This window comes from Pseudomonas putida (genome assembly GCF_002906855.1).
Taxonomy (GTDB): Bacteria; Pseudomonadota; Gammaproteobacteria; order Pseudomonadales; family Pseudomonadaceae; genus Aquipseudomonas; species Aquipseudomonas putida_N.
On sequence record NZ_MINI01000048.1, the window covers coordinates 184,452 to 202,004 of the forward strand.

The window sequence follows — 17,553 nt, forward strand, 5'->3', positions numbered from 1 at the left end:
GTCTACTCCATGGATTCGGCCATGACGGCCAAGGCCTCGACCTCCATGACGCGGAGATCGGGGAAAATGTCGGTGAGGTCGCGGCGCTTGATGCCGAGCATTGAGGCCGCTGCAGGAATGGCGGCGTAGTCCAGGCCTGACGGGCCGCCAGAAGCCACCCGCCACTGTGTGCCCATGGCATCGAACAGGCGGAAGGCTGGCCATGCATCAGGCAAGACCTCTACCACCTCCTCCTCGATGTCATCGAGGGTCAGCCCCAGCGCCGCCAGTTGCTCGGCGGACGGGCCGCGCTCGTAGCAGGCCCGTGCCGCCGCCTTCAGTTTCCCAGGCGGGCCGGGCTGTAGGCGGACTGGAAGGCGTCGATGACCGCCTTCGGAGCGCCGGTGCAGGTGCGCACCAGGTCGGCGATGGCCTCGGCGCTGAACTCGTCCTCGAGATCCCAGCCAGTGACGATCTCGCCCAGTTGCTCGGCCTGCAGGGCGATTTCGCCGGTGGTGACCTCCTCCCAGGTTGCCCCATCCTTCTGGGCCTTCTCAGCCCAGGCGTCGCGCGCTTTGTTCCAACGGTCGAACATTGCGGACAGGGCCACACGATCCATGTAGCGGAACTGGAACTCCACCGGCGCCGGCTCGGTGCCAATGCGCGGAACCTGCACCACGGCGGTGAACGTCGGGTTCTGCGCGATTTTGATCTTCGCCATGAGTGCTCCTTACGCGCCAGCCAGGATGCGAACGGGACGACCCGACAGCGCGATGCTGATGGTGCGCGTCATGAGGCTGTTCCGGTCCATGGTCGGGGTAGTGGTGATGCTGACGTAGCCTGGGTAGAGGATCTGGTCGCCCCCTGGCAGCTTGAGACGCACCACCGCGAGCTCCTTGCTGTCACCGTAGTTCTCGACCAGGGCGACATAAGCGGCGCTCGGCTGGTCCTCGACGGTGATCGACAGCGTGATCGGGTTGCGGTTGGTCGGGAACTGGCGGTCGTCGTCATCCTCCAGGTAACCCACGGTGAGGTACTGCTGCTCACCGCCGGCCGAGGTGAAGGTGGTCACCTTGGAGATCTGCGCCCAGGCAGTCACCGGGAGGACCGAGCCTACGCCGGCGCCGGGGGTGTACTTGTCAACGTTGGTGGTGTTGAGGCCCTTCAAGGCAAAAGTGTCGGCAGCCACGCTTGCGGCACTGACGGCGCGGTCGGCAATGAGCGCCCAGCCGGAGCTGACCAGCAGGACATCGCCATTCTCGAGATCGTGACCAGCGGAGGTGGCCACTGGAGGCGCGGCGTTGGTCAGGGCGGTGAAGGCGACGGCGGCGCCGAAAACGCTGGCGATTTCCAGCACAGAGCCGTTCGGCAGCGGGAATTTTGCGGCCATGGAGTGTTTCCTCGTTGTTGCCCGCCGGGCGGCGGATGGTTATGCCCCAGCGGGCGATTGGTCCGCGACACCGCGGTAGGTGAAGCTGGCCGGGACCGTGTAGGTCGCCGACTCGGGGATGGTTGGACCCTGGTCAACTGGTTCGGTGACCAGGCCCTCGAAGCCGTTGCGGCTGAGCGCCGAGTCCAGCTGGAAAAGGCTCGAAAGCTCACCTACCAGGCTCTCGGCGGTAGCCAGTGGCTGGCCCGCCGGGCAGACGATGCTCACCTGATAAACGCCGGTGTACTCGTAGGCATCACTGCCCAGGTAGCGGCAGGTGGTGCCCGCCGGCAGTTGAAAGGCCTGCAGGTAGGTTTCGTCGGGCCCGGCCTCGAACCCCTGCTCGAAGTTCGCGACCCGGATCGGGCGCGCCGCAGCCCAGGCCATCAGCCTGATCTCGATGGCCTGTCGTGCTCTTGCGTGGCTCATGCTCGGTGGGTCCTGATGGCTTCTTCGACGATGCGCTGGAAGTCGGCGACGGTGACTCGCACCATGCCGCCAGGCGCCTGTGAGCTGTGGCCGTACTCCAGAGGGATGGCGTACGGCAGGTTGTTGACGATGTAGGCGACCTCGCCGGCGGAAAGATCACCGGCAGCCACGAGAAGCCTGTCCAGCGTCTCGCCGGCGCTCTCGATGTCCTCGATCTCGCCTGCGGCTGGAGCGCCGATGGTGAGCTGCCAGTTACTGCGGAAGCGCCCGCCCACGTAGCCCTGGCCAACCCTCCGGACGCCGAACCCGAAGTTCTCGCGCTGCTCGCGCTTGGTCAGCGGTTTGCGCAGCCGCAGGCCGCCTTTCAGGTTGCCGCTTTTGGTGTAGTTGGATTGGTTGGACGTGATCCCGGCATTGATGGCTGCAGCCTTGGCGTTGTAAGCCGCTATCTGCTCAGCCGCGCTGCCCTGGGCCTCGACGTTCACTTTCCAGAGATCCGGATTACCGACCGGCGACATGGTCACCAGCCTCCGTCCGACCATGATGACGACCTCGCGAAAGGTCAGATCCATCGCTTCCTTGGCTGCCTCTGCGAACTGCTCCAGCTGGGCAGCAAAGCCGCCGTCCAGGCCACCGTAGCGGCTGGTCATGTGTGAGCCGCGGGCCATGTCTACTTCCTCAGCTGAATGGTCCAGGTGGCCTTGGCCGCGTCTTGCCCGACGTCCATGACTCGGTAGCCGCTGATACGATCGCCGATGGCGGGGATAGCAGGGGCTTCCGTGACCGCGTCGCCATCCTTAACGAACAGCTCGTTCTGCAGCGCCTTGAGGCGCACGTCTGTTGCCAGGATGCGCGTACCGTCGATTTCCCGGGCATTGTACTGGCCGAAGACACCGCGACCGGCATAGTGCAGCGTTGTCGCTGGCGTACTGCCGCCCTTCTCAGGATCGTAGGTGCCAGGTACAGACCGGCTACCATCGACCGCCGCCACTGCGTCGGCCAAATCAGTATCGAAGGCCTGGGCCAGCTCGGCCTGTAACTCGCGTCGAAGCCCCATGTCACCCCCTGACGATCTTGACCTGGCCGGTGCCCAGATACCGCGCCAGCAGGGCCAAGGCGAAGGACTCACCAGCGCTGATGGCCTTGGACGTAGCCGAGTAGGTCTTGCTGCTCGACACGCCGTCCGCATCCACGGACTTGCTCAGCACGCCGGTTTCCTTCGCCTGGAACAGGTTGCCAGCCGCCGCCTCTACTGCCACCTCTGCGCCCGCCTGCACGACGTCGGCGGGAACCTTGTCGAACTCAGGCAGGCCCTGGTTGGTGAGCCAGGTGTTGGCCATCAGCACCGCACGCGCCTTCTTTTCATCCGGCGCCCAGGTCTGGCCCAGCAGAGCGTCGACCTGCTCGATGCTGACGTAGGTCGTCATTACGCGGCCCCGTCCAGCAGCTTCTGCAGGTCTTCCAGGGTGGCTTCAGGCCCGAATTGCACGCCCTTCTCGGTCAGCGCACCCTGCAGCTTTGCCTTCTGCTCGGCTTCTTCAGCGGCTTTCTTTTCAGCTGCGGACTTGCTGACCTTGGAGGCTTTGCCCTCCTTGATCGGCTCGGGATGCTCATAACCCTCCGGCGCGAACTTGGCGTCGATGATTTTGTAGCCCTTGCGACGCAGGTAGGTCTTGCGCTCTGCCGAGACCGGGTGCTGCTCGTAAATGATGCTCTCGCTCATGGCGATCTCCTGAGGAAGGCGCCCCGAAGGGCGCGGTACCGGTTACTTGGTGGCGTCGCCGATGGTCATGACGCCGGCCGAGCCCTTGATGCTATTCGCCACCAGATCCCAGTTGGTGCCGGTGGAAAGCTCGGAGTTGGTCGGCGACTTGCCGCCGTTGGCGGTGTCCCAGGTGTAGCCCTTGAGGCCCAGGCCGAAGGTGTAGTCGGCCTGCATGGTGGTCTCGATACGCTCCTTGCCGTTGGAGGTCTCGATGTTGGTGATCAGGTCGGAACCATCCATCACCATGGCTGCGCCATCGGCCAGGCTGAGCACCTTCTGCTTGTTCGGGGTGCCAGCCTCGTACAGCGCCGGGGCATCGGTAACGATCACCGCCTTGCCCAGAACGTCGACGACCAGAACACCACCCGCCTGGAACAGCTGCTGGTTGTTGGCCAGGTTCTTACCGATCAGGGCGTGGTACTGGGCGCCGGTCATGACCTGAGCGATCAGTCGTGCCGAGGCGTCGCCGAACAGCGCGTGGGCACCGTTGATGGCGATGTAGTCGACGCCAGCGGTTGCCGACACGTCGTTGAGCGCGCCCGGCTGGTTGCCGATGGCCGCGACCAGGGCGGCGATGGCAGTGTTCAGCTGATCCGAGACGATGGCCTCGGACAGGTTGCGGCTGATGACCTCCAGCGCTTCCTCGGGGTTTTTCTGCACCCAGGACAGCTGTGCAGGCTCCCACAGGATAGGGCCGAAGCCGCCGGCGATCTTCACCGAGTCGTACTGCTTCTGCGACAGCGGGGTCGCGGACTGGTTGCCGTTGGCGGCGTAGCGATCGACGCGACGCTGAGCGCCGTGCAGGCCCGCCCAGAACGATTCCTGCAGGAAGTCACCGTCGATGCCCTGAGTGGTCAGACGGATCGCACCGGCCGAGGCCGCGTTGAACTTGTCGACGTCCTGGGTCAGGGTTTCGATGGTGGCGTGGCGAAGGTACTCGTTAAACACCTTCATGTTCGAAAGGGCCATTGGGCCTCCTTATTCGCTTGCGATCAGGCCCTTCATGGCTTCCAGGCGCTCTGCCTTGGTGCCGCCGAAGTTGCCCTTTGTAGTTTTGGTGCCACCACCTCCGTTCGGAGCGCCGCCGCCATTGGCACCGGAGCTCTTCAGGATGTGGTCGCGATGGGGGTACTGCGAGACGAGGGTTTCGAGTGCTTCGTTGAAGTCGGCCAGCTCACCCGGGCGGCTGCGACTGAAGATCTTTTGGCCCTGAGCGTCGTAGGCGACGACCTTGCCTTCCTCGATCTTGAAGCTGTTGCCGAAGGTGGCCTGGACCATGTCAGCCGGTACCGCCATCTTCTCGGCGATGAACTGGGAGCGGGCGAAGCTGCCACCGATTTTCTCGGCGTATAGCTGCTGCTCGAAGCCCTGCGCCTTGGTGTTGGCTTCGTCCAGCTGGGTCTGGAAGGCCTTGCTGATCTCGCCCTTCACCTTCTCGATCTCGCCGGCATCCACCAGCTTCTTGGCGTCGAGGTTGGCGACGATTTCCAGCGCCTTCTTGGCGGCCGCAGCATCTTCGATGCCTTCGAACGCCTTGGCGGTCTTCTCGAAGCCGTCGGCGCGCTCGCGGTGCGACTTGGCTTCGGCGTTTAGCCGGGTGATGGTGTTGCGGGTGCCCACGGCATCGAAGGCGACTTCCTTGCCATCGTCCTCGACGTAGACAGGCTTGCCATCCTCAATCACGGCGTACTGCTTGCCATCCACTTCAACGGTCTTGAGTTTCATGTCGTCTCTCTGGGCCATCCGGCCAGTTGATGAGCCATCCGGCCCCAGTTGCGCCCCGTCCATCCGAACCGCAGGCAGAAAAAAGCCCCGCCAGAGGCGAGGCCTTGAAGTTGCGCACCACGAAATCGCAGGGGATGGATTCGTGGCGCGGCGTTACTTGAGCCGCTCCTGCAGCTGCGCAAGCGTGAGGAGCTTTCCCTTGTCGTTGTAGAACGTGCTGAGCTTCAGCCCACCTTCTCGCATCAGCCGACCACGCTCTGGCCCGAGGATCTCGTCCTGGCGCGCTGCAGACTGCTTGCTGAGCCATTCAGCGTAGGTGGTCGACTCTGGCACTTGGCCGTCCATGCTCGCCCGGGTTGCGCCGTCGCTAAAGCCCAGGGCCTTGGCGCTCTTGAGCGCCGGAACCTTCGAGGATCGGCAGCAGAAGTGGATGCGCCCGGGCCCGGCCAGCCACGGGATCGTGTGGCCTATGGGCTTGTAAGTGCCCAGCGTGTACGGCAGGCGGTCACGTATCCGGCAGTCGCTTGATGTGTGATTGTCCAGCGTACTGAGCCACTCAACATGGCTGATGATGTCGCTGTTCGCCTCATACGCTGCGTCGCTGGCCGTTTCGGCGGTATGGGAAACCGCAGACCGCACTACCGCCTCAACGTCGCGCCTGGCCTTCTGGAGGGCGCCGTCGGCGTATTGCTGAGCCCGGCTGCCCATGACCGTGCGGACGATCTCGGCAGTGGTACGCCCCTCGACCACACCCGAGCGCACGGCATCGCGCACTGCGGCAGCGCGGCTGGACTCGATGCCGGCCATCCACTCCCTCAACAGGCGCCCCTGGAATGGTCGAGCCTGGGCGATCGCCTTCACCGCGCTGAACGCAGGGGAAGCGACTGGGTATGCCTCCTGTACCAGGGCCGGGAGAACGGCGCGAAGCGCGCTCTGCTGGAACGCCAGCTCGTAGCTGACCAATCCGTCGGTCATCTGATCCATGGCCAGGCGGATCTCGACGAAGGTCTGCCGGTTGATCCTCAGCACCGCCGCCAGGGCGATATCCACGGCGGCTGCCGAGAGGTCCGCGCCTAGGTTCTCGATTGCCTCAATCAGGGCGGCCCGCAGATCGGCATCCTTGCTGTTCAGGACCTTGATGATCGTCACAACCTGGCTGTTGCTCAGCCTGGACAAGTCGACCTCATGACCGATCAGCTCGTTCAGCAGCTTCTCGTTGGCCGTCTTCATCACAGCGTACCGAGGGCCGGGCCCTGGGCGTCAATCTTCGCCCGCTCGTCGTCCCAGTCGTATTCGTCGCTGATCACGCCGCGGCGCTGCATTTCGGCGAACAGCGTCTCCTTGGAGATCATGCCGGCGTTGGCCATCGAGACCAGGGTCGGCAGCGATACTTCTGGCATGAAGTCGACGTCGTAGTTGCCACGCATCTCGACTGTGCCGCCGTCGCCGAGGCTGCGGTACTCGGCCATGAACTGCAGCAGCTGCGCCAGGCAGTCGCCGAAATGGTTCGACATCCGCTGCAGGGGTGACAGCTCTTGCGCCGCCTCCTCCTCAGCCTGGGTCGCGGTCTTGGTCGCGGCCTTCTCCGGCGTGAGCAGCTTGCCGCCGGCCATCCGCATCTCATCGAGCAGATCCTTCAGCGCGGTCCGACCGGCCTCCACGGCCTTGCCGGTGTGCTCCACGTACTTCAGGTCGCCATTGGCCGGCAGATCGGTCAGCGACCCGGTTCCAACCTTGAACTCTGGCGGTACCGGAACGCCCTGGTCGGTGAACTGCATCTGCACACCGATGCGAGCCAGGATCGGCACGCGGATTACGTGCAGGATGTTGTCCTGGTCGCTCTGGCTCTGCCAGTGCTTGACGTTCAGGTGGGCCAACTCCAGCAGCGGTGGCTTAGCCGTCATAAAACCGGTACGCCCGGTGTAGAAGGTCGCCCATGGGATGCGATCCAGGCTGGTAGTGCCCTGCTCATGGAGGGCCCAGACCGCCTTGGACGTTGCGCGGCGGTAGGTTCGCCATCCGCCCGGGATCAGTACGCGGATCTGCTCGACGCACTTGGCGCCGAACTCACCATCCTCCTCCTCAACCACCTCCCGGTAGCGGACCATGGTCAGCACGCCGCCCTTGGAGCGCCAGCCCAGCACCTGGGATGGCTTCACCATCACCACATAGGGGCGGACGCCAGCGGCCTGCTCCTCCGCCTTCGTCTTCAGCCCATCAACTGACGGGTGATCGACGAATGCGTGGCAGATGCCGTGGCTGAGGCCCTCTCGAAAGAACTCGACAGCCCATGAATTCAAGTCATTGCCGGCCCGGTCGATGTCCGTCGCCATTGCAACGATGTCCCCGGGCACGCCGTCTCCGAGCTGCAGGGGCTCAGCAAACACCCTGGCCGTCATGTTGCCGACTGTCTCCGAGTAAGCCGGCAGCAGCGTCGAAAGGCGCAGACGCTCCCGGTATCCGTCATCCGACTCGGCCGGATACTGCGGCAGCAGTTTCTTGCCCACCGCCCGCATCGCCATCGTCCCACCCATGAGCGGCGTGATCACGGCCCAGTACCCGCGCATCTCGTCGACGGCGGGAAGCGTGAGGCTTGGGTTATCGCTCATGGTCACATTCTCAAGGATTGGGTCACGATCATTGGCTTGACGATCGGATAGTCGTGATGGATGAAGTAGCCGCCGGCGTCGTTGGCGTGGTCGACCCCAGACTTCTTGTCCGGCTCGCCGTTTGGAGCCCACACCTGCTGCTCCAGGCCGTCCGCATAGGTCGGGCAGCGCAGCGGGTTGATCAGATAGCGGCGCTCGCCATTCGCGTTGCAGAACATCGCGTTCATGGCGTTGATCCGATCCTTCACAGGCGGGTTGGCGTCGGGTGCGATTACGCTGAAGCCGGCCTGGCGCAGGATGGCGATGTCCGTCTCACTGGCGTTTACCGACTTACGTGAACCGCCTGAGGCGTCCGGGTAGATTCTGATCTCGCAGGTCTTCTCATAGTCGCGGCCGTTGTGCCTCCAATACCGCTCCTTGATGCGCCGGATCATGTCCGGGGTATCGAAGCCGTCGATCAGCTCATCCACGGCCCTGGGCTTCCCGTCAGCGCGTTTGACGTGAGTGATCGCCGCCATCTTGCCGACGTTGAAGTCCATGCCGATAAACAGGGTCTCTCCAGGCTCGACGGTGTCGAAGCAGGAATTCAGCTTCCGGTCGTAAGCGTGGTAGATCGACCCGGAGTTCAGGTTGACGAACTGGCCATTCAGGTAGGCCAAGATCAACTGGGCCGGGTACGACTCCATCAGCGACGGGATATAGTCGGTCGGTAGATTCAGCTCATTGTCGAACGTGCTCGCCTGCACCAGGCCGTACATGCCTTGCAGCGCTGGCTTCTCGCGCAGCTGCTTCACGAACTGCTGGTAGACGAACTTGAACCCCTCGGGGGTCGTGGTCACGTCCACGCCGTTCTTCAGCCCGTGCACGTTGTAGCGCATCCGGGCAATGATCTTGCGCCAGGCATGCTCGGCCTTCAGCGCGGGCAGAACGTCGAGTTCGTCGACCAGGGCGTGCCCGATCTTGAAGCCGACGATGGTCTGCGGCTTCTCCATGGAACGGCAGATGGTCGTGCTGCGGTACTGGCCGCCGCTATAGAACTCGACCTCCTTGTCGCTCTCCTTCGTCTTGACCTTCAGGCCCCAATCGAAGGCGACCTCCTCGATGGTCGGGAAGAAGATGTCGCGGATCTGCGGGTACGTCGGGGCAAAGTAGCCGGAGTCGATCCGGGGCCACTCCCACACGTGTTTGCACAGCGCGGCGCAGCCTACCCAGGTCTTGCCAGAGCCGAACCCAGCCACGAACCCGCGAAACTTGTTCTCCATGCGAAGGAAGTTAGCCTGGGGCACGTTAAGTGACGGCATCAGGCTTCCTCGCATCCACCACATCGACCTGCACCCGGGTGGGCGGCACGTTGTCGTGGGGGTTCTCGTTCTTGGTCTGGCGGTTCACGTAGACGTCGCCGACCTCTTTGGCTGCCTGCTCGTACAGCTGGGCCGTCAGCGCCAGGTTGCGCATGTTCTCGGCCTTCTCAGCCATCCGCCCAAGACCGCGCAGACGGAACGCTCGGTTGGCGATTGGGATGTCCGCCGTTTCTTCTCGAAATCGCTTTCGGCACTCATGGAACAGATCAGCCCACTTTTGGGCCAGGCCCCTGCCTGCATACTTGGTGGGGTCATGCGACTCGCATTGCTGGCGACTCACCTCGATGCCGAACTCCCTCTTGACCGCCTCGGCTACCTGAGTAGGCGTATCGAAACAGGCCAGCGCCTGCACGATGTAGGCTTTGACCTCGCTTCGTAGTGCTGCCATGGGTTTGTCATCCGTCAAAACCTGTCAAAAATCAGGCCGACTTGAGTAGGCAGGTTCCGCAGGCCCTCGAAATGTTGATCTTGGCCACCTCAGGCGGCCGGCTTGCAGCGTCGATCAGCTGCTGTACGTCGTGGCTGGCACCGTAGCGTCGGACCACACCGACGAACTCTTCGACGTCGTGTCCGCGCATCTCAAGCTTGGGCATGCCGTCATCGCCGAATGCTGGGGCGCCGTACTTATCGAGCTTGTGGCCGATGTGGTACAGCTCGTGTTCGACCAGAGCGCAGAACTCTGCCTCGGTGCACTGGGCGCAGTAGTCGCCAGCCAAAGTGATGAGGAACTCCGGCTCCTCTCCGAACCAATCACGCATCTGCTGCTCTTGGCGAGCCTTCTGCCAGCCGCCCGCACGGATCATCAGCTGCTCAGCCTGCCCCAGCACTGACCTGCCCTTCTTCGCAAAGCTGGACGACGCCCACATGACGCCGACGCTCGCATCGATCAGATGGGCGTGCTCTTCGTTGTGAATGCTGCCGGTGCTGGCGAGGATCTCGCGCTGTATCCACTCCCATAGTTCGGGAGCCGGCGTGAGGATCAGGAATGGCGATTCGAGCAGGTCGGCGGGCGGCATCGGTCTGTTCATGTGCGCGCCTTAAAGTCACCAAATTTGCAAATAGTCGGATTGAGCTTACAGTCGATACGACCAACAGAGAGCTCACCACCATGCCGCTAACAGAAATCAAGGTCATCATCCGTACGGCCAATGGCCACCGCGAATTCGCAGAATCCGATTTCCTCGAGAAACCGGCTGATGCGGTTGGCTTCCTCAATCTGAAATCTGCGCCGTTTGACGGCTGGCAAACTGCATATTCAGTCGATATCTCGCCAGCCGATACCGGCTTCGGCATGTTGATGCTTGCTGTAGGCGAACACGCGGAAACCCCGCAAGGTTTGGCGTTCCGGCTTCAGGTTGGCACTGTGAATGGTTACAGCGATTTCAACGACTAACCATTCTCTGTGTCTCTGCGTGCGCATGACCATGCAGTAGGCCAACCAACAGCCCCTGCGGAAGTCCTGCTTCCTTGGCTGCATCAATCGCTGTCACCAGGGCGGCATCGAATTCGGCGACCGCGTGGACGATATCCATGCTCACCGTCAGCTCGTGGCGAATGCGGGTGACGTTGCTCATGCCGAATCACCGATCCGCTGTCCGGATATGACCTCTCCGAGGCTCAGCCCATGTCGGGTTCGGCTGGACTCGAATCCACCAGCCAGATCCTTTGCCACCATCGCGTCAGCAACCAGGTCGGCCTGCTGGCCGCTGGGGAACTCACCGACCATTGAGGATGATGCGCTGTCGGCGTCGGTGGCGTAACGGCTCACGATGTAGCGAGTAACGGGACGAACCTGGTATTCGGTCTTCATTGGATATCTCCGGCCTGCGCACAGGCTGAGTGGTGTTCGCGCCACGAAACGGCGCATCTCGATTTTGTGGTGCGCTAACCAGGCTGGAACACGTGGCCGCGCCTGGCAACCGCGTATAGCACGACCCCCAGCTTGAGGATCACGCCGTACAGGGTGGGCACGTGGCCGCCCATGGCCAGGACGAACGAGCCGAACGCTCCAATGGCCACCAGGTAGAACGCGACGGCGAGTAGCGGGTGATCCATGGGGCGGATGCGGCGCAGGTAGTCGCAAGCAGCGACCACCACCAGCACGCTCAGGAAGGCATTGGCGCCGATCAGAACTGAAATCAGGGTCGAGCTCATCAGGTAGCTCCTTTGGCTCCGAACGACCCCACGAGCGACTTCAGCACCGGGATGATGTTCATTGCCAGAAGGCCTATCAGAAAGGCCACGCCGTATTGGGTTTCTCCGCTCGTGCCGAGGCTGAAGTAGCTGATGGCGAGCGGGGTGCAGAAGACTGCCGAAGCAAAGCCGGTGAAGAAGGCGGCGACCGCCTGGCCTCGGGTGAGCCCACGCAGGAAGGTCAGCGAGAGGATCGCTCCTGCGAAGCCGCCAATGATCACGCCGTACTTCACCAGCAGGACGCCGGCAGTCGTGCTTGCTGGTTCGGCCATGTGTGGTTCCTAGAAGAAAAGGCCCGGCGAGGCCCTATTCAGGGACCGGGCAAACGTGCGGAGCAGCACATAACGGAAAGCCCCGGAAGTTCCGAGGCTTAGAATGTAAGCGTACATCCGTTGATCTGATGGGAAGACAATTCACCTGAACAAAAAACCGCCCGAAGGCGGCTAGCTAGTGATTTATTAGCGCTTTCCAAATTTATTGGGCGCTTCAATCAGCTCAAATGTTCTACTTCACGATTTTCGCGGATCATTTTTGACATCTTTCTCAGCAACCTTGTCGTGACGACTATAGAGCTCTGCCTTTGAAGCCCGCTCGGTGTTGGCACCCTTACTTCCCTCCGCCCTTGAGCCTTGGGAAGATGTATTTGCACCAGAACTTCTTTCCCCCTGGCGCGATGTTTTATCTGTCATATAAACCTCTGATGAGCCCGATTATCCGAGCTCAGATAAATGAATTACTCAGCGAGTGATCCATCATTTGTACACATCTGCCTACGGTCACTCTCCGGACCTTTATCAAGGCCTGGCTCGTCATCATCTGGGGTGTAGCCCAGTGGGTCACAGCTTCGAGGAGCGTATGTGGCGAAAGAGCTGTACTTGGTTGGGCGCCTCTACCAACGGCGCCCAGGATAAGTCCAACCAGTCTGCTGACTACTGAACTTTTCCGTATTTGAAGCTTTTTGACGTTCAGGGTACTCAGGCTCTTGTTCAGGCGTAGCGTCGGGATCTATATAATCGTCCCTATCCTCTGGGCTAGATTTGTCTAACCCCTCACGCTTTTCTGTACCTGATTCAACTTTCGATTCAAGTCCCGGAGATCCATCTGGCTTGGTAATGTCACTAGACATAAGTACCTCTCAATAACTCAGAAAACCTGAGCTATAGCGAGTATGCGCCCTAAGTTTGGCATAGGGTAAAATACCGGACCACCGGGACAATTAATAGGACCGGCGCAGTTCTGGGCCTCTTGAGGGCCTATTCGGGCAACAAAAAACCCGGCACTTGGCCGGGTTCAGAGTGATTATTGCCATAGGCAAAATTATCAGGATGGCGAAATACTGCCATCAGCCGCACAATTCCGTCAAGCGGCAGTTTTCATGATTTTTATAGCCGAGGAGACGGGCACTAATGCGGCCTTGTCCAGGTCGTTGCAGGCGTTGAAACATGCCTCTACGAAGTCCTGCCACTCCCGGTCCCAGTTCCGCGAATCCAGCTCCAGGCCAAGCATGTGCAGCAACCAAGCGCGGAACCCTTCCGGCGTTGGGCAAGGATCAATCCCTTCGCTCTGCCCCCCCTGATGCATGCGGCGGTACCGGTGGAGCACGCCCAGCGCAACCAGGCGGGCCTTCTCGAACTTCTTGGCGTACATCCGTGGGCCAGCGGCATAGGCCACGCGGAACATCGCTTCGTGCGCCTCTTCTGCGTCGTCGGCAGTGGCCAGCGGGCTGTACATGTGGTTGCCGAATGCCTTGAGGTGGGCCGGCAGCGTGTCGATCGCCCGCTGGATGTGGGCAGCGACCGCCTGGTGAGCCTGGTGGCCGGCCTTCCTCTGCTTGTCGGTCTTCTGGATCATGCGGCCGAGCAGCCCCATTTCCTGCATCACGGCGCCCTGGCTGTCCCGTGGGACGTAGTGTGCGTCGTGCCATGCCATCCTTGCGCTGTTCAGTTGCATGGGCCGCCCTCCTCGCGCTTGCGCTTGGCCTTGATGGCGATACCACGCACTAGGGCCCAGCCCCCGAAGATGATCACCCCCAGCAGGAGCAGCTGTGCGGTATCAATTGGTGTCCAGTTCATGCTGCTGCCCTCCGCAGGTCTTTGAGTTTTTGCCTGTACAGGGCCTTGATGGCCTGCAGGTCTTCGATGGTCAGGCGCTGGGGCTTATGAGGCCCTTCGAGGAATTCCACGGCTTCGGCGCCGATGCGCTTCACCAACCGGATGCGGTACTCGACCGCGTTACCCGACAGGTTCCGGTTGCACTTCACGCATTGGCGGTGGACGTTCAGCGGTTCGAACCGCAGCTCTGGGCATGCGCCCACCGACCGGTAATGGCCGGCGTCCCAGCGGCTGCCGGTGATGAGGTCGTGGTCGCTCGGCAGCGAGTCGCAGCTGATGCACGGCAAGCCAGAGTCACGCTCGCGGATGTAGGCGTTGAACGCGTCCTGGGTCTCTTTCATATGCTCGCGGCGGGTTTTCAGCTTCTCCCGGCGCTCCTGCAGGTCCTGGCGGGCCTGCTTGGTGATGGCCTTGGCCGCCACCTTCTGCACCTTCGAATCCTTCGACATGGCCAGCGCACAGGCGATGCTGCACACCTTCTGCGTGGACATGGCCGGCTTGAAGTGCTTGCCGCAACCTGGTGCCTTGCACTTCTTCGGCTTGATCTCCTTGGTCAATGTCACGCAGCCTCCTCCCCAAGCAGGTCGCCGAACACCACACCCCGGGCTGAGAAGTCCGCCACCACTCGCTCGGTGTAGGCGATGCCCTGGGCACGATTGAACAGACTGGTCACCGGCATACCATCCGGACCGAACAACTTGCAGTCGCCCATCATGTCCAGCTTCTCCTCGTAGGAGAGGTGACGCATGACGCGGTACCAGGCCGCCTGGAAGTCCTGGTCTTCGTTCAGCAGGATCTGCACGCCGTGGTGCAGCTTGCAGTACTTGCGGGCCTCGGATGCGTCGCCGATCTGGGTCATCTCGGAGATGCGCTTGTAGAACGCGAACCACAAAGCGTTCTGGTCTAGGGTACGGTCCTTGCCTGGGCGCATGCTGACCACGACGAATTTCTTGTCGCGGAACAGGCGGGTGAGCATGGTGACGGCCTCGGACAGTTTGGCCTGGCAGTTGACGCTGATCTTCTCAGTCATACCACCACCTCCTGCAGCTGCTTCTCGGCAGCGCGCACCCGAGCGGTCAGCTGGCTGATCTCGTCGAGCAGTCCCAGTGCGACGTCCTCCACAGTCACCTGGCCGAGGAACAAATCCAGGGCATCGGTGTGGCGCTGCAGCTCTGGGGCGCCAGCACGCCAGGAGGACACTACCGACCACAGCAAGGGCTGGAGCTTTTGCTTGTCGATGGTCATGGACGGCCTCCTCCAAACCGAACTGTTAACTCAGCCATGCTGCCCCCTTGCTCAACACTTTTCGGATTTATAAAATCTCGCGCAACGGCCTCAAGCCCGCGGAAGCCTTGCGGAAAAGTGTCATCGCGGGTGAGAGGCCGATCAGTTCTCCTGATCAAGATTTCATTCTTCACACCCCCTCCCCGGCCGGCTGCCCGGCGCGCTTGATGTTCAACTTGGCCAGCAGGTGTGCACGGCACGCGGCGGCGCTCGATGGGATCTGCTGCAGGTCCAGCAGGCGGGCCTGCTTCTGGCTCGCGTACTCGTCGGCCAGCTCGGCCAGGCTCTTCTGACTGTCGTGGCCGATGCCGGTGGCGATCTTTCCGTCCAGTGGCTGGCCTTCCTTTGCCCGGCGCAGCACGATCTCGTAGGCCCGGTCGAAGCGCGCCTGCAGGCCCTTGTCGCTCTGCTGGGCGGCGCGAAGGTCGAACAGGCCGGTGGCCACTGCGGCGATCTTCACGCCCTCGTGGCTGTACACGCCAAGCAGGGCCTCGACCCAGGCAGCGGCCGGAGCCGGCATGCCGAAGTCTTCAGGGGTCGGCTGGCACATGGCGATGAACTCACCCACGCTCGGCGCGAAAGGCTTCTTGAGCTTGCGGCACTTCTCGATGCCGAACTCGATCTGCTCGATGGTGCGGATGCCCTCGGCGGCGAACTCCTTGATCCACTCCTCCTTGGCAGCGGCCAGAGCCTCAGTAGATGGCCAGGCTTGGCGCCAGGCCGGGAAGATCCCGCGCAGGCGGCGGAACAGGCCATTGACCACCTCGGCCGTCTCCAGGGAGACCACAACCGGCCCGCCGTGCAGCTCGGGAGGCAGGTTGGTCATGGCCGCCATCAGTTGGTTTGCTGATTTCATGTGCGCACCATCAGCCCTTCGGCCCAGGATGAGTCGTTGAAGTCGGGTTCGTTGCTCTGGCGGCGAGGCGCAGCCGGCTTCGCTGCAGCAGGCTGGGGCAGCTCGTCTTCCCAGCGCTTCCCGTTCAGCCAGGTGGAGGCGTGCGGGATGAACTGGCCGCCATCCTTGGTCCAGTCGGTCGATACGGTCCAGGCAGCCAAGGCTTTGGCCATCAGGGCGAACAGGTCAGCGGTGACCTTGATCTTCGCCCAGGCCTTCTTGGCGTCGGCCTTGCTCACCTTGCGGGGATAGATCTTCCAGAAGCGCTCGAAGTCGACCAGCTCAGGAGCGTCAGCGACGTCGGGTTTCTTCCTTGATTCAGTAGAAGAATCCTTTATTGAGTAGCTGTCGGTTTCCCCACCATTCGGAGAACCCACACTTCGGTTAACCGAATATTCGGAAACCTGTAGGTTCGGTTCGTAGTGCACGATCACGCGGCGGCCGAGCACCTTACCGGTACCCTCCTCGCGTACAACCTCATGGCTGACCAGGCCAATTTCCTTGAGATAGGCCATGGCTTTCGAATAGCGGTCGCGGCCGATCGAAAACCGATCTTGCAGGTACGAGCCGATCACCTTCCAATCGCTGGATCGGGTCTGCAGGTAGATCCAGATGGCCAGGGCGTCGGGGTTGGCGATCATGGCCACCACATCGTTGCTGACAGAGCTGTACGGCGCCTGCTTGGCGTAAAACAGGGTTGGCGTAGCCTTCTCCACGTTCACGGGCTTGCTCATGGCAGCACCTTGTAATTCAGGCCCTGCTCTTCGATCGCTTCTGCGCAACTGTCACGCATGTTGCTGGCAGCCTCCTGGCTGTACTCGCCGAAGCATTCGGTGTTGGGGAGCTCGACTACCACGGCTGCACGGGAGGCATGCCAGGCCCACGCTGCAGCCTTGAGCATTGCCGCTGCATCATCGTTGGCCGTAGCCGTCATCTCGCCGAAGCCGAACTCTGCGCGGAATGCCGCCAGGAACTCGGATTTCATGCCCTCCGGCATGTCGTGAATGCTCATGCTGCACCCCGCACGGCCTTGTCATGGGTGTGCAGGCCGTCCCAGTTCTTCTTCATGGGTAGCTCGCCGGCCAAGTAGAGCTCGTACAGGCGCACGGCCCCCTTGCGCAGCAGGATCGGCGTGTAGCTGATGAAGGGCTCCCGGCCGTGCGGAGTGATCTCCTGCTGATGCTCAGTCATGTACTTGTCGCGGGCGTAGGCAGCTACGCGGTACCGGGTACCGGACTTGCTCTCGTTGTAGAGCCAGTTGCGGCCCTCAAGGAAGTGACCAACCTGCATCACGTTGACCTCATTGAGGCCCTTGCAGAACTGGGTCGGGGTCATGCCCTCCTTGAACAGGTTCTCGAAGTGGTCGATCTTTTTGGCCTGGGCCTCGACCTGAACGGTGAGCAGCACGCGGGCTTTCTCCGACTCCAGGGCCATCTGGAGGATCTCCAGCTTGCTGAGGTCGGCGGGCACAGGTTTGGCCTGAGACTCAAGTTCCTGCCAGCGATCGATGACCTTGGCCCGGTGCTCATCGCTGTATCCGGCCACGACCAAGTGGGTATCGCGCTCGGTCAGGTCGTAGACCTCGATTGGTCGCCCGCCGGTAGCCTCCCGGCGGCTTTTACGACTTGATCGCAAAAGGTTTTTGGCGAACAGGCGCTCGATGGTGGTGACCACATCGTTGTGGCGAGCCTCCACCAACTCCGCAATTTCGCGGGAAGACATCGTGCGCGCCACAGAATCGTGGCTTTCATTTTGTGGCGCGGGCCTTGGGAG

At 62.0% G+C, this 17,553-nt stretch carries 29 protein-coding genes; 1 reads left to right on the forward strand and 28 read right to left on the reverse strand.

Annotated elements, in window-relative coordinates; translation table 11 throughout:
* Positions 1-2: 2 nt before the first annotated feature.
* The 15 genes from BGP85_RS23440 to BGP85_RS23510 all read right to left on the reverse strand — a co-directional run bounded on the left by BGP85_RS23440 (position 3) and on the right by BGP85_RS23510 (position 10,325).
* Entirely contained in the window at positions 3-320 is a 318-nt protein-coding gene (locus tag BGP85_RS23440; protein ID WP_374755342.1) for a DUF1799 domain-containing protein, read from the reverse strand.
* On the reverse strand, positions 317-700 hold the full coding sequence (locus BGP85_RS23445; RefSeq protein WP_103445350.1) for a phage tail assembly chaperone: 384 nt from the start codon (positions 698-700) through the stop codon (positions 317-319). The genes BGP85_RS23440 and BGP85_RS23445 overlap by 4 nt, the downstream gene beginning before the upstream one ends.
* A gap of 9 nt (positions 701-709) precedes the next feature.
* Positions 710-1,369: a phage tail protein gene (locus BGP85_RS23450; protein WP_103445351.1), complete on the reverse strand. Its 660-nt coding sequence runs from the start codon at positions 1,367-1,369 to the stop codon at positions 710-712.
* Positions 1,370-1,408: 39 nt separating this feature from the next.
* Positions 1,409-1,837, reverse strand: coding sequence for a phage tail terminator-like protein (locus BGP85_RS23455; RefSeq protein ID WP_103445352.1), 429 nt, complete (start codon positions 1,835-1,837; stop codon positions 1,409-1,411).
* Entirely contained in the window at positions 1,834-2,487 is a 654-nt protein-coding gene (locus BGP85_RS23460) for a hypothetical protein (RefSeq protein WP_258035823.1), read from the reverse strand. Before BGP85_RS23460 ends, BGP85_RS23455 begins: the two co-directional genes overlap by 4 nt.
* A 20-nt stretch (positions 2,488-2,507) precedes the next feature.
* A complete protein-coding gene (locus tag BGP85_RS23465) occupies positions 2,508-2,894 on the reverse strand; it encodes a hypothetical protein (protein WP_103445354.1) in 387 nt (128 codons plus the stop codon).
* 1 nt (position 2,895) lies between these two features.
* On the reverse strand, positions 2,896-3,264 hold the full coding sequence (locus BGP85_RS23470) for a hypothetical protein (protein ID WP_103445355.1): 369 nt from the start codon (positions 3,262-3,264) through the stop codon (positions 2,896-2,898).
* Positions 3,264-3,560 carry a hypothetical protein gene (locus tag BGP85_RS23475; protein WP_103445356.1) on the reverse strand — a complete coding sequence of 99 codons (297 nt, stop codon included), beginning with the start codon at positions 3,558-3,560 and terminating at the stop codon, positions 3,264-3,266. Before BGP85_RS23475 ends, BGP85_RS23470 begins: the two co-directional genes overlap by 1 nt.
* Before the next feature lie 42 nt (positions 3,561-3,602).
* Entirely contained in the window at positions 3,603-4,571 is a 969-nt protein-coding gene (locus BGP85_RS23480) for a major capsid protein (RefSeq protein WP_103445357.1), read from the reverse strand.
* A gap of 9 nt (positions 4,572-4,580) precedes the next feature.
* On the reverse strand, positions 4,581-5,327 hold the full coding sequence (locus tag BGP85_RS23485) for a DUF6651 domain-containing protein (protein ID WP_103445358.1): 747 nt from the start codon (positions 5,325-5,327) through the stop codon (positions 4,581-4,583).
* A 153-nt stretch (positions 5,328-5,480) separates the two neighbouring features.
* On the reverse strand, positions 5,481-6,557 hold the full coding sequence (locus tag BGP85_RS23490; RefSeq protein ID WP_103445359.1) for a hypothetical protein: 1,077 nt from the start codon (positions 6,555-6,557) through the stop codon (positions 5,481-5,483).
* Entirely contained in the window at positions 6,557-7,936 is a 1,380-nt protein-coding gene (locus tag BGP85_RS23495; RefSeq protein WP_181004436.1) for a DUF4055 domain-containing protein, read from the reverse strand. The genes BGP85_RS23490 and BGP85_RS23495 overlap by 1 nt, the downstream gene beginning before the upstream one ends.
* 2 nt (positions 7,937-7,938) lie before the next feature.
* On the reverse strand, positions 7,939-9,237 hold the full coding sequence (locus tag BGP85_RS23500) for a terminase large subunit domain-containing protein (protein WP_103445361.1): 1,299 nt from the start codon (positions 9,235-9,237) through the stop codon (positions 7,939-7,941).
* Positions 9,224-9,685, reverse strand: coding sequence for a DUF2280 domain-containing protein (locus BGP85_RS23505; RefSeq protein WP_103445362.1), 462 nt, complete (start codon positions 9,683-9,685; stop codon positions 9,224-9,226). Before BGP85_RS23505 ends, BGP85_RS23500 begins: the two co-directional genes overlap by 14 nt.
* A gap of 31 nt (positions 9,686-9,716) precedes the next feature.
* Positions 9,717-10,325 carry a putative metallopeptidase gene (locus tag BGP85_RS23510; protein WP_181004437.1) on the reverse strand — a complete coding sequence of 203 codons (609 nt, stop codon included), beginning with the start codon at positions 10,323-10,325 and terminating at the stop codon, positions 9,717-9,719.
* 80 nt (positions 10,326-10,405) lie between these two features.
* On the opposite strand from BGP85_RS23510, the gene BGP85_RS23515 reads away from it, so the two are divergent.
* Entirely contained in the window at positions 10,406-10,690 is a 285-nt protein-coding gene (locus BGP85_RS23515; RefSeq protein WP_103445364.1) for a hypothetical protein, read from the forward strand.
* Here the strand turns inward: BGP85_RS23515 and BGP85_RS23520 are convergent.
* From BGP85_RS23520 to BGP85_RS23580, 13 genes are all read right to left on the reverse strand, one after another.
* Positions 10,680-10,871: a hypothetical protein gene (locus BGP85_RS23520; RefSeq protein ID WP_103445365.1), complete on the reverse strand. Its 192-nt coding sequence runs from the start codon at positions 10,869-10,871 to the stop codon at positions 10,680-10,682. The two genes, BGP85_RS23515 and BGP85_RS23520, sit on opposite strands and share 11 nt — an antisense overlap.
* The gene (locus BGP85_RS23525) at positions 10,868-11,107 is read right to left on the reverse strand and encodes a hypothetical protein (RefSeq protein WP_103445366.1); all 240 of its coding nucleotides are present in this window, start codon (positions 11,105-11,107) and stop codon (positions 10,868-10,870) included. Before BGP85_RS23525 ends, BGP85_RS23520 begins: the two co-directional genes overlap by 4 nt.
* Positions 11,108-11,181: 74 nt before the next feature.
* A complete protein-coding gene (locus BGP85_RS23530; protein ID WP_103445367.1) occupies positions 11,182-11,451 on the reverse strand; it encodes a hypothetical protein in 270 nt (89 codons plus the stop codon).
* Positions 11,451-11,762: a hypothetical protein gene (locus tag BGP85_RS23535; RefSeq protein ID WP_054572369.1), complete on the reverse strand. Its 312-nt coding sequence runs from the start codon at positions 11,760-11,762 to the stop codon at positions 11,451-11,453. Before BGP85_RS23535 ends, BGP85_RS23530 begins: the two co-directional genes overlap by 1 nt.
* A gap of 1,087 nt (positions 11,763-12,849) precedes the next feature.
* Entirely contained in the window at positions 12,850-13,440 is a 591-nt protein-coding gene (locus BGP85_RS23545) for a hypothetical protein (protein ID WP_103445368.1), read from the reverse strand.
* Positions 13,431-13,562: a hypothetical protein gene (locus tag BGP85_RS29380; RefSeq protein ID WP_258035824.1), complete on the reverse strand. Its 132-nt coding sequence runs from the start codon at positions 13,560-13,562 to the stop codon at positions 13,431-13,433. The genes BGP85_RS23545 and BGP85_RS29380 overlap by 10 nt, the downstream gene beginning before the upstream one ends.
* The gene (locus BGP85_RS23550) at positions 13,559-14,164 is read right to left on the reverse strand and encodes a recombination protein NinG (protein ID WP_103445369.1); all 606 of its coding nucleotides are present in this window, start codon (positions 14,162-14,164) and stop codon (positions 13,559-13,561) included. Before BGP85_RS23550 ends, BGP85_RS29380 begins: the two co-directional genes overlap by 4 nt.
* Positions 14,161-14,631, reverse strand: a complete 471-nt coding sequence (locus BGP85_RS23555) for a hypothetical protein (RefSeq protein WP_103445370.1) — start codon at positions 14,629-14,631, stop codon at positions 14,161-14,163. Before BGP85_RS23555 ends, BGP85_RS23550 begins: the two co-directional genes overlap by 4 nt.
* A complete protein-coding gene (locus BGP85_RS23560) occupies positions 14,628-14,846 on the reverse strand; it encodes a hypothetical protein (protein ID WP_103445371.1) in 219 nt (72 codons plus the stop codon). The genes BGP85_RS23555 and BGP85_RS23560 overlap by 4 nt, the downstream gene beginning before the upstream one ends.
* A 169-nt stretch (positions 14,847-15,015) precedes the next feature.
* Positions 15,016-15,741: a replication protein P gene (locus tag BGP85_RS23565; RefSeq protein ID WP_103445372.1), complete on the reverse strand. Its 726-nt coding sequence runs from the start codon at positions 15,739-15,741 to the stop codon at positions 15,016-15,018.
* Positions 15,738-16,514, reverse strand: a complete 777-nt coding sequence (locus BGP85_RS23570; protein ID WP_103445373.1) for a hypothetical protein — start codon at positions 16,512-16,514, stop codon at positions 15,738-15,740. Before BGP85_RS23570 ends, BGP85_RS23565 begins: the two co-directional genes overlap by 4 nt.
* The gene (locus BGP85_RS23575; protein ID WP_103445374.1) at positions 16,511-16,792 is read right to left on the reverse strand and encodes a hypothetical protein; all 282 of its coding nucleotides are present in this window, start codon (positions 16,790-16,792) and stop codon (positions 16,511-16,513) included. Before BGP85_RS23575 ends, BGP85_RS23570 begins: the two co-directional genes overlap by 4 nt.
* Complete coding sequence (locus BGP85_RS23580; protein WP_374755337.1) at positions 16,789-17,502, reverse strand: Rha family transcriptional regulator; 714 nt, start codon at positions 17,500-17,502, stop codon at positions 16,789-16,791. Before BGP85_RS23580 ends, BGP85_RS23575 begins: the two co-directional genes overlap by 4 nt.
* Positions 17,503-17,553 lie beyond the last annotated feature (51 nt).

Coding starts and splice junctions, on each gene's coding strand:
- BGP85_RS23580 (WP_374755337.1), bottom strand. CDS start 17,502: ATGTCTTCCCGCGAAATTGCGGAGTTGGTGGAGGCTCGCCACAACGAT.
- BGP85_RS23460 (WP_258035823.1), bottom strand. CDS start 2,487: ATGACCAGCCGCTACGGTGGCCTGGACGGCGGCTTTGCTGCCCAGCTG.
- BGP85_RS23495 (WP_181004436.1), bottom strand. CDS start 7,936: ATGAGCGATAACCCAAGCCTCACGCTTCCCGCCGTCGACGAGATGCGC.
- BGP85_RS23525 (WP_103445366.1), bottom strand. CDS start 11,107: ATGAAGACCGAATACCAGGTTCGTCCCGTTACTCGCTACATCGTGAGC.
- BGP85_RS29380 (WP_258035824.1), bottom strand. CDS start 13,562: ATGAACTGGACACCAATTGATACCGCACAGCTGCTCCTGCTGGGGGTG.
- BGP85_RS23490 (WP_103445359.1), bottom strand. CDS start 6,557: ATGAAGACGGCCAACGAGAAGCTGCTGAACGAGCTGATCGGTCATGAG.
- BGP85_RS23565 (WP_103445372.1), bottom strand. CDS start 15,741: ATGAAATCAGCAAACCAACTGATGGCGGCCATGACCAACCTGCCTCCC.
- BGP85_RS23500 (WP_103445361.1), bottom strand. CDS start 9,237: ATGCCGTCACTTAACGTGCCCCAGGCTAACTTCCTTCGCATGGAGAAC.
- BGP85_RS23455 (WP_103445352.1), bottom strand. CDS start 1,837: ATGAGCCACGCAAGAGCACGACAGGCCATCGAGATCAGGCTGATGGCC.
- BGP85_RS23560 (WP_103445371.1), bottom strand. CDS start 14,846: ATGACCATCGACAAGCAAAAGCTCCAGCCCTTGCTGTGGTCGGTAGTG.
- BGP85_RS23520 (WP_103445365.1), bottom strand. CDS start 10,871: ATGAGCAACGTCACCCGCATTCGCCACGAGCTGACGGTGAGCATGGAT.
- BGP85_RS23575 (WP_103445374.1), bottom strand. CDS start 16,792: ATGAGCATTCACGACATGCCGGAGGGCATGAAATCCGAGTTCCTGGCG.
- BGP85_RS23465 (WP_103445354.1), bottom strand. CDS start 2,894: ATGGGGCTTCGACGCGAGTTACAGGCCGAGCTGGCCCAGGCCTTCGAT.
- BGP85_RS23485 (WP_103445358.1), bottom strand. CDS start 5,327: ATGAAACTCAAGACCGTTGAAGTGGATGGCAAGCAGTACGCCGTGATT.
- BGP85_RS23480 (WP_103445357.1), bottom strand. CDS start 4,571: ATGGCCCTTTCGAACATGAAGGTGTTTAACGAGTACCTTCGCCACGCC.
- BGP85_RS23530 (WP_103445367.1), bottom strand. CDS start 11,451: ATGAGCTCGACCCTGATTTCAGTTCTGATCGGCGCCAATGCCTTCCTG.
- BGP85_RS23570 (WP_103445373.1), bottom strand. CDS start 16,514: ATGAGCAAGCCCGTGAACGTGGAGAAGGCTACGCCAACCCTGTTTTAC.
- BGP85_RS23535 (WP_054572369.1), bottom strand. CDS start 11,762: ATGGCCGAACCAGCAAGCACGACTGCCGGCGTCCTGCTGGTGAAGTAC.
- BGP85_RS23510 (WP_181004437.1), bottom strand. CDS start 10,325: ATGAACAGACCGATGCCGCCCGCCGACCTGCTCGAATCGCCATTCCTG.
- BGP85_RS23515 (WP_103445364.1), top strand. CDS start 10,406: ATGCCGCTAACAGAAATCAAGGTCATCATCCGTACGGCCAATGGCCAC.
- BGP85_RS23555 (WP_103445370.1), bottom strand. CDS start 14,631: ATGACTGAGAAGATCAGCGTCAACTGCCAGGCCAAACTGTCCGAGGCC.
- BGP85_RS23445 (WP_103445350.1), bottom strand. CDS start 700: ATGGCGAAGATCAAAATCGCGCAGAACCCGACGTTCACCGCCGTGGTG.
- BGP85_RS23475 (WP_103445356.1), bottom strand. CDS start 3,560: ATGAGCGAGAGCATCATTTACGAGCAGCACCCGGTCTCGGCAGAGCGC.
- BGP85_RS23470 (WP_103445355.1), bottom strand. CDS start 3,264: ATGACGACCTACGTCAGCATCGAGCAGGTCGACGCTCTGCTGGGCCAG.
- BGP85_RS23545 (WP_103445368.1), bottom strand. CDS start 13,440: ATGCAACTGAACAGCGCAAGGATGGCATGGCACGACGCACACTACGTC.
- BGP85_RS23450 (WP_103445351.1), bottom strand. CDS start 1,369: ATGGCCGCAAAATTCCCGCTGCCGAACGGCTCTGTGCTGGAAATCGCC.
- BGP85_RS23505 (WP_103445362.1), bottom strand. CDS start 9,685: ATGGCAGCACTACGAAGCGAGGTCAAAGCCTACATCGTGCAGGCGCTG.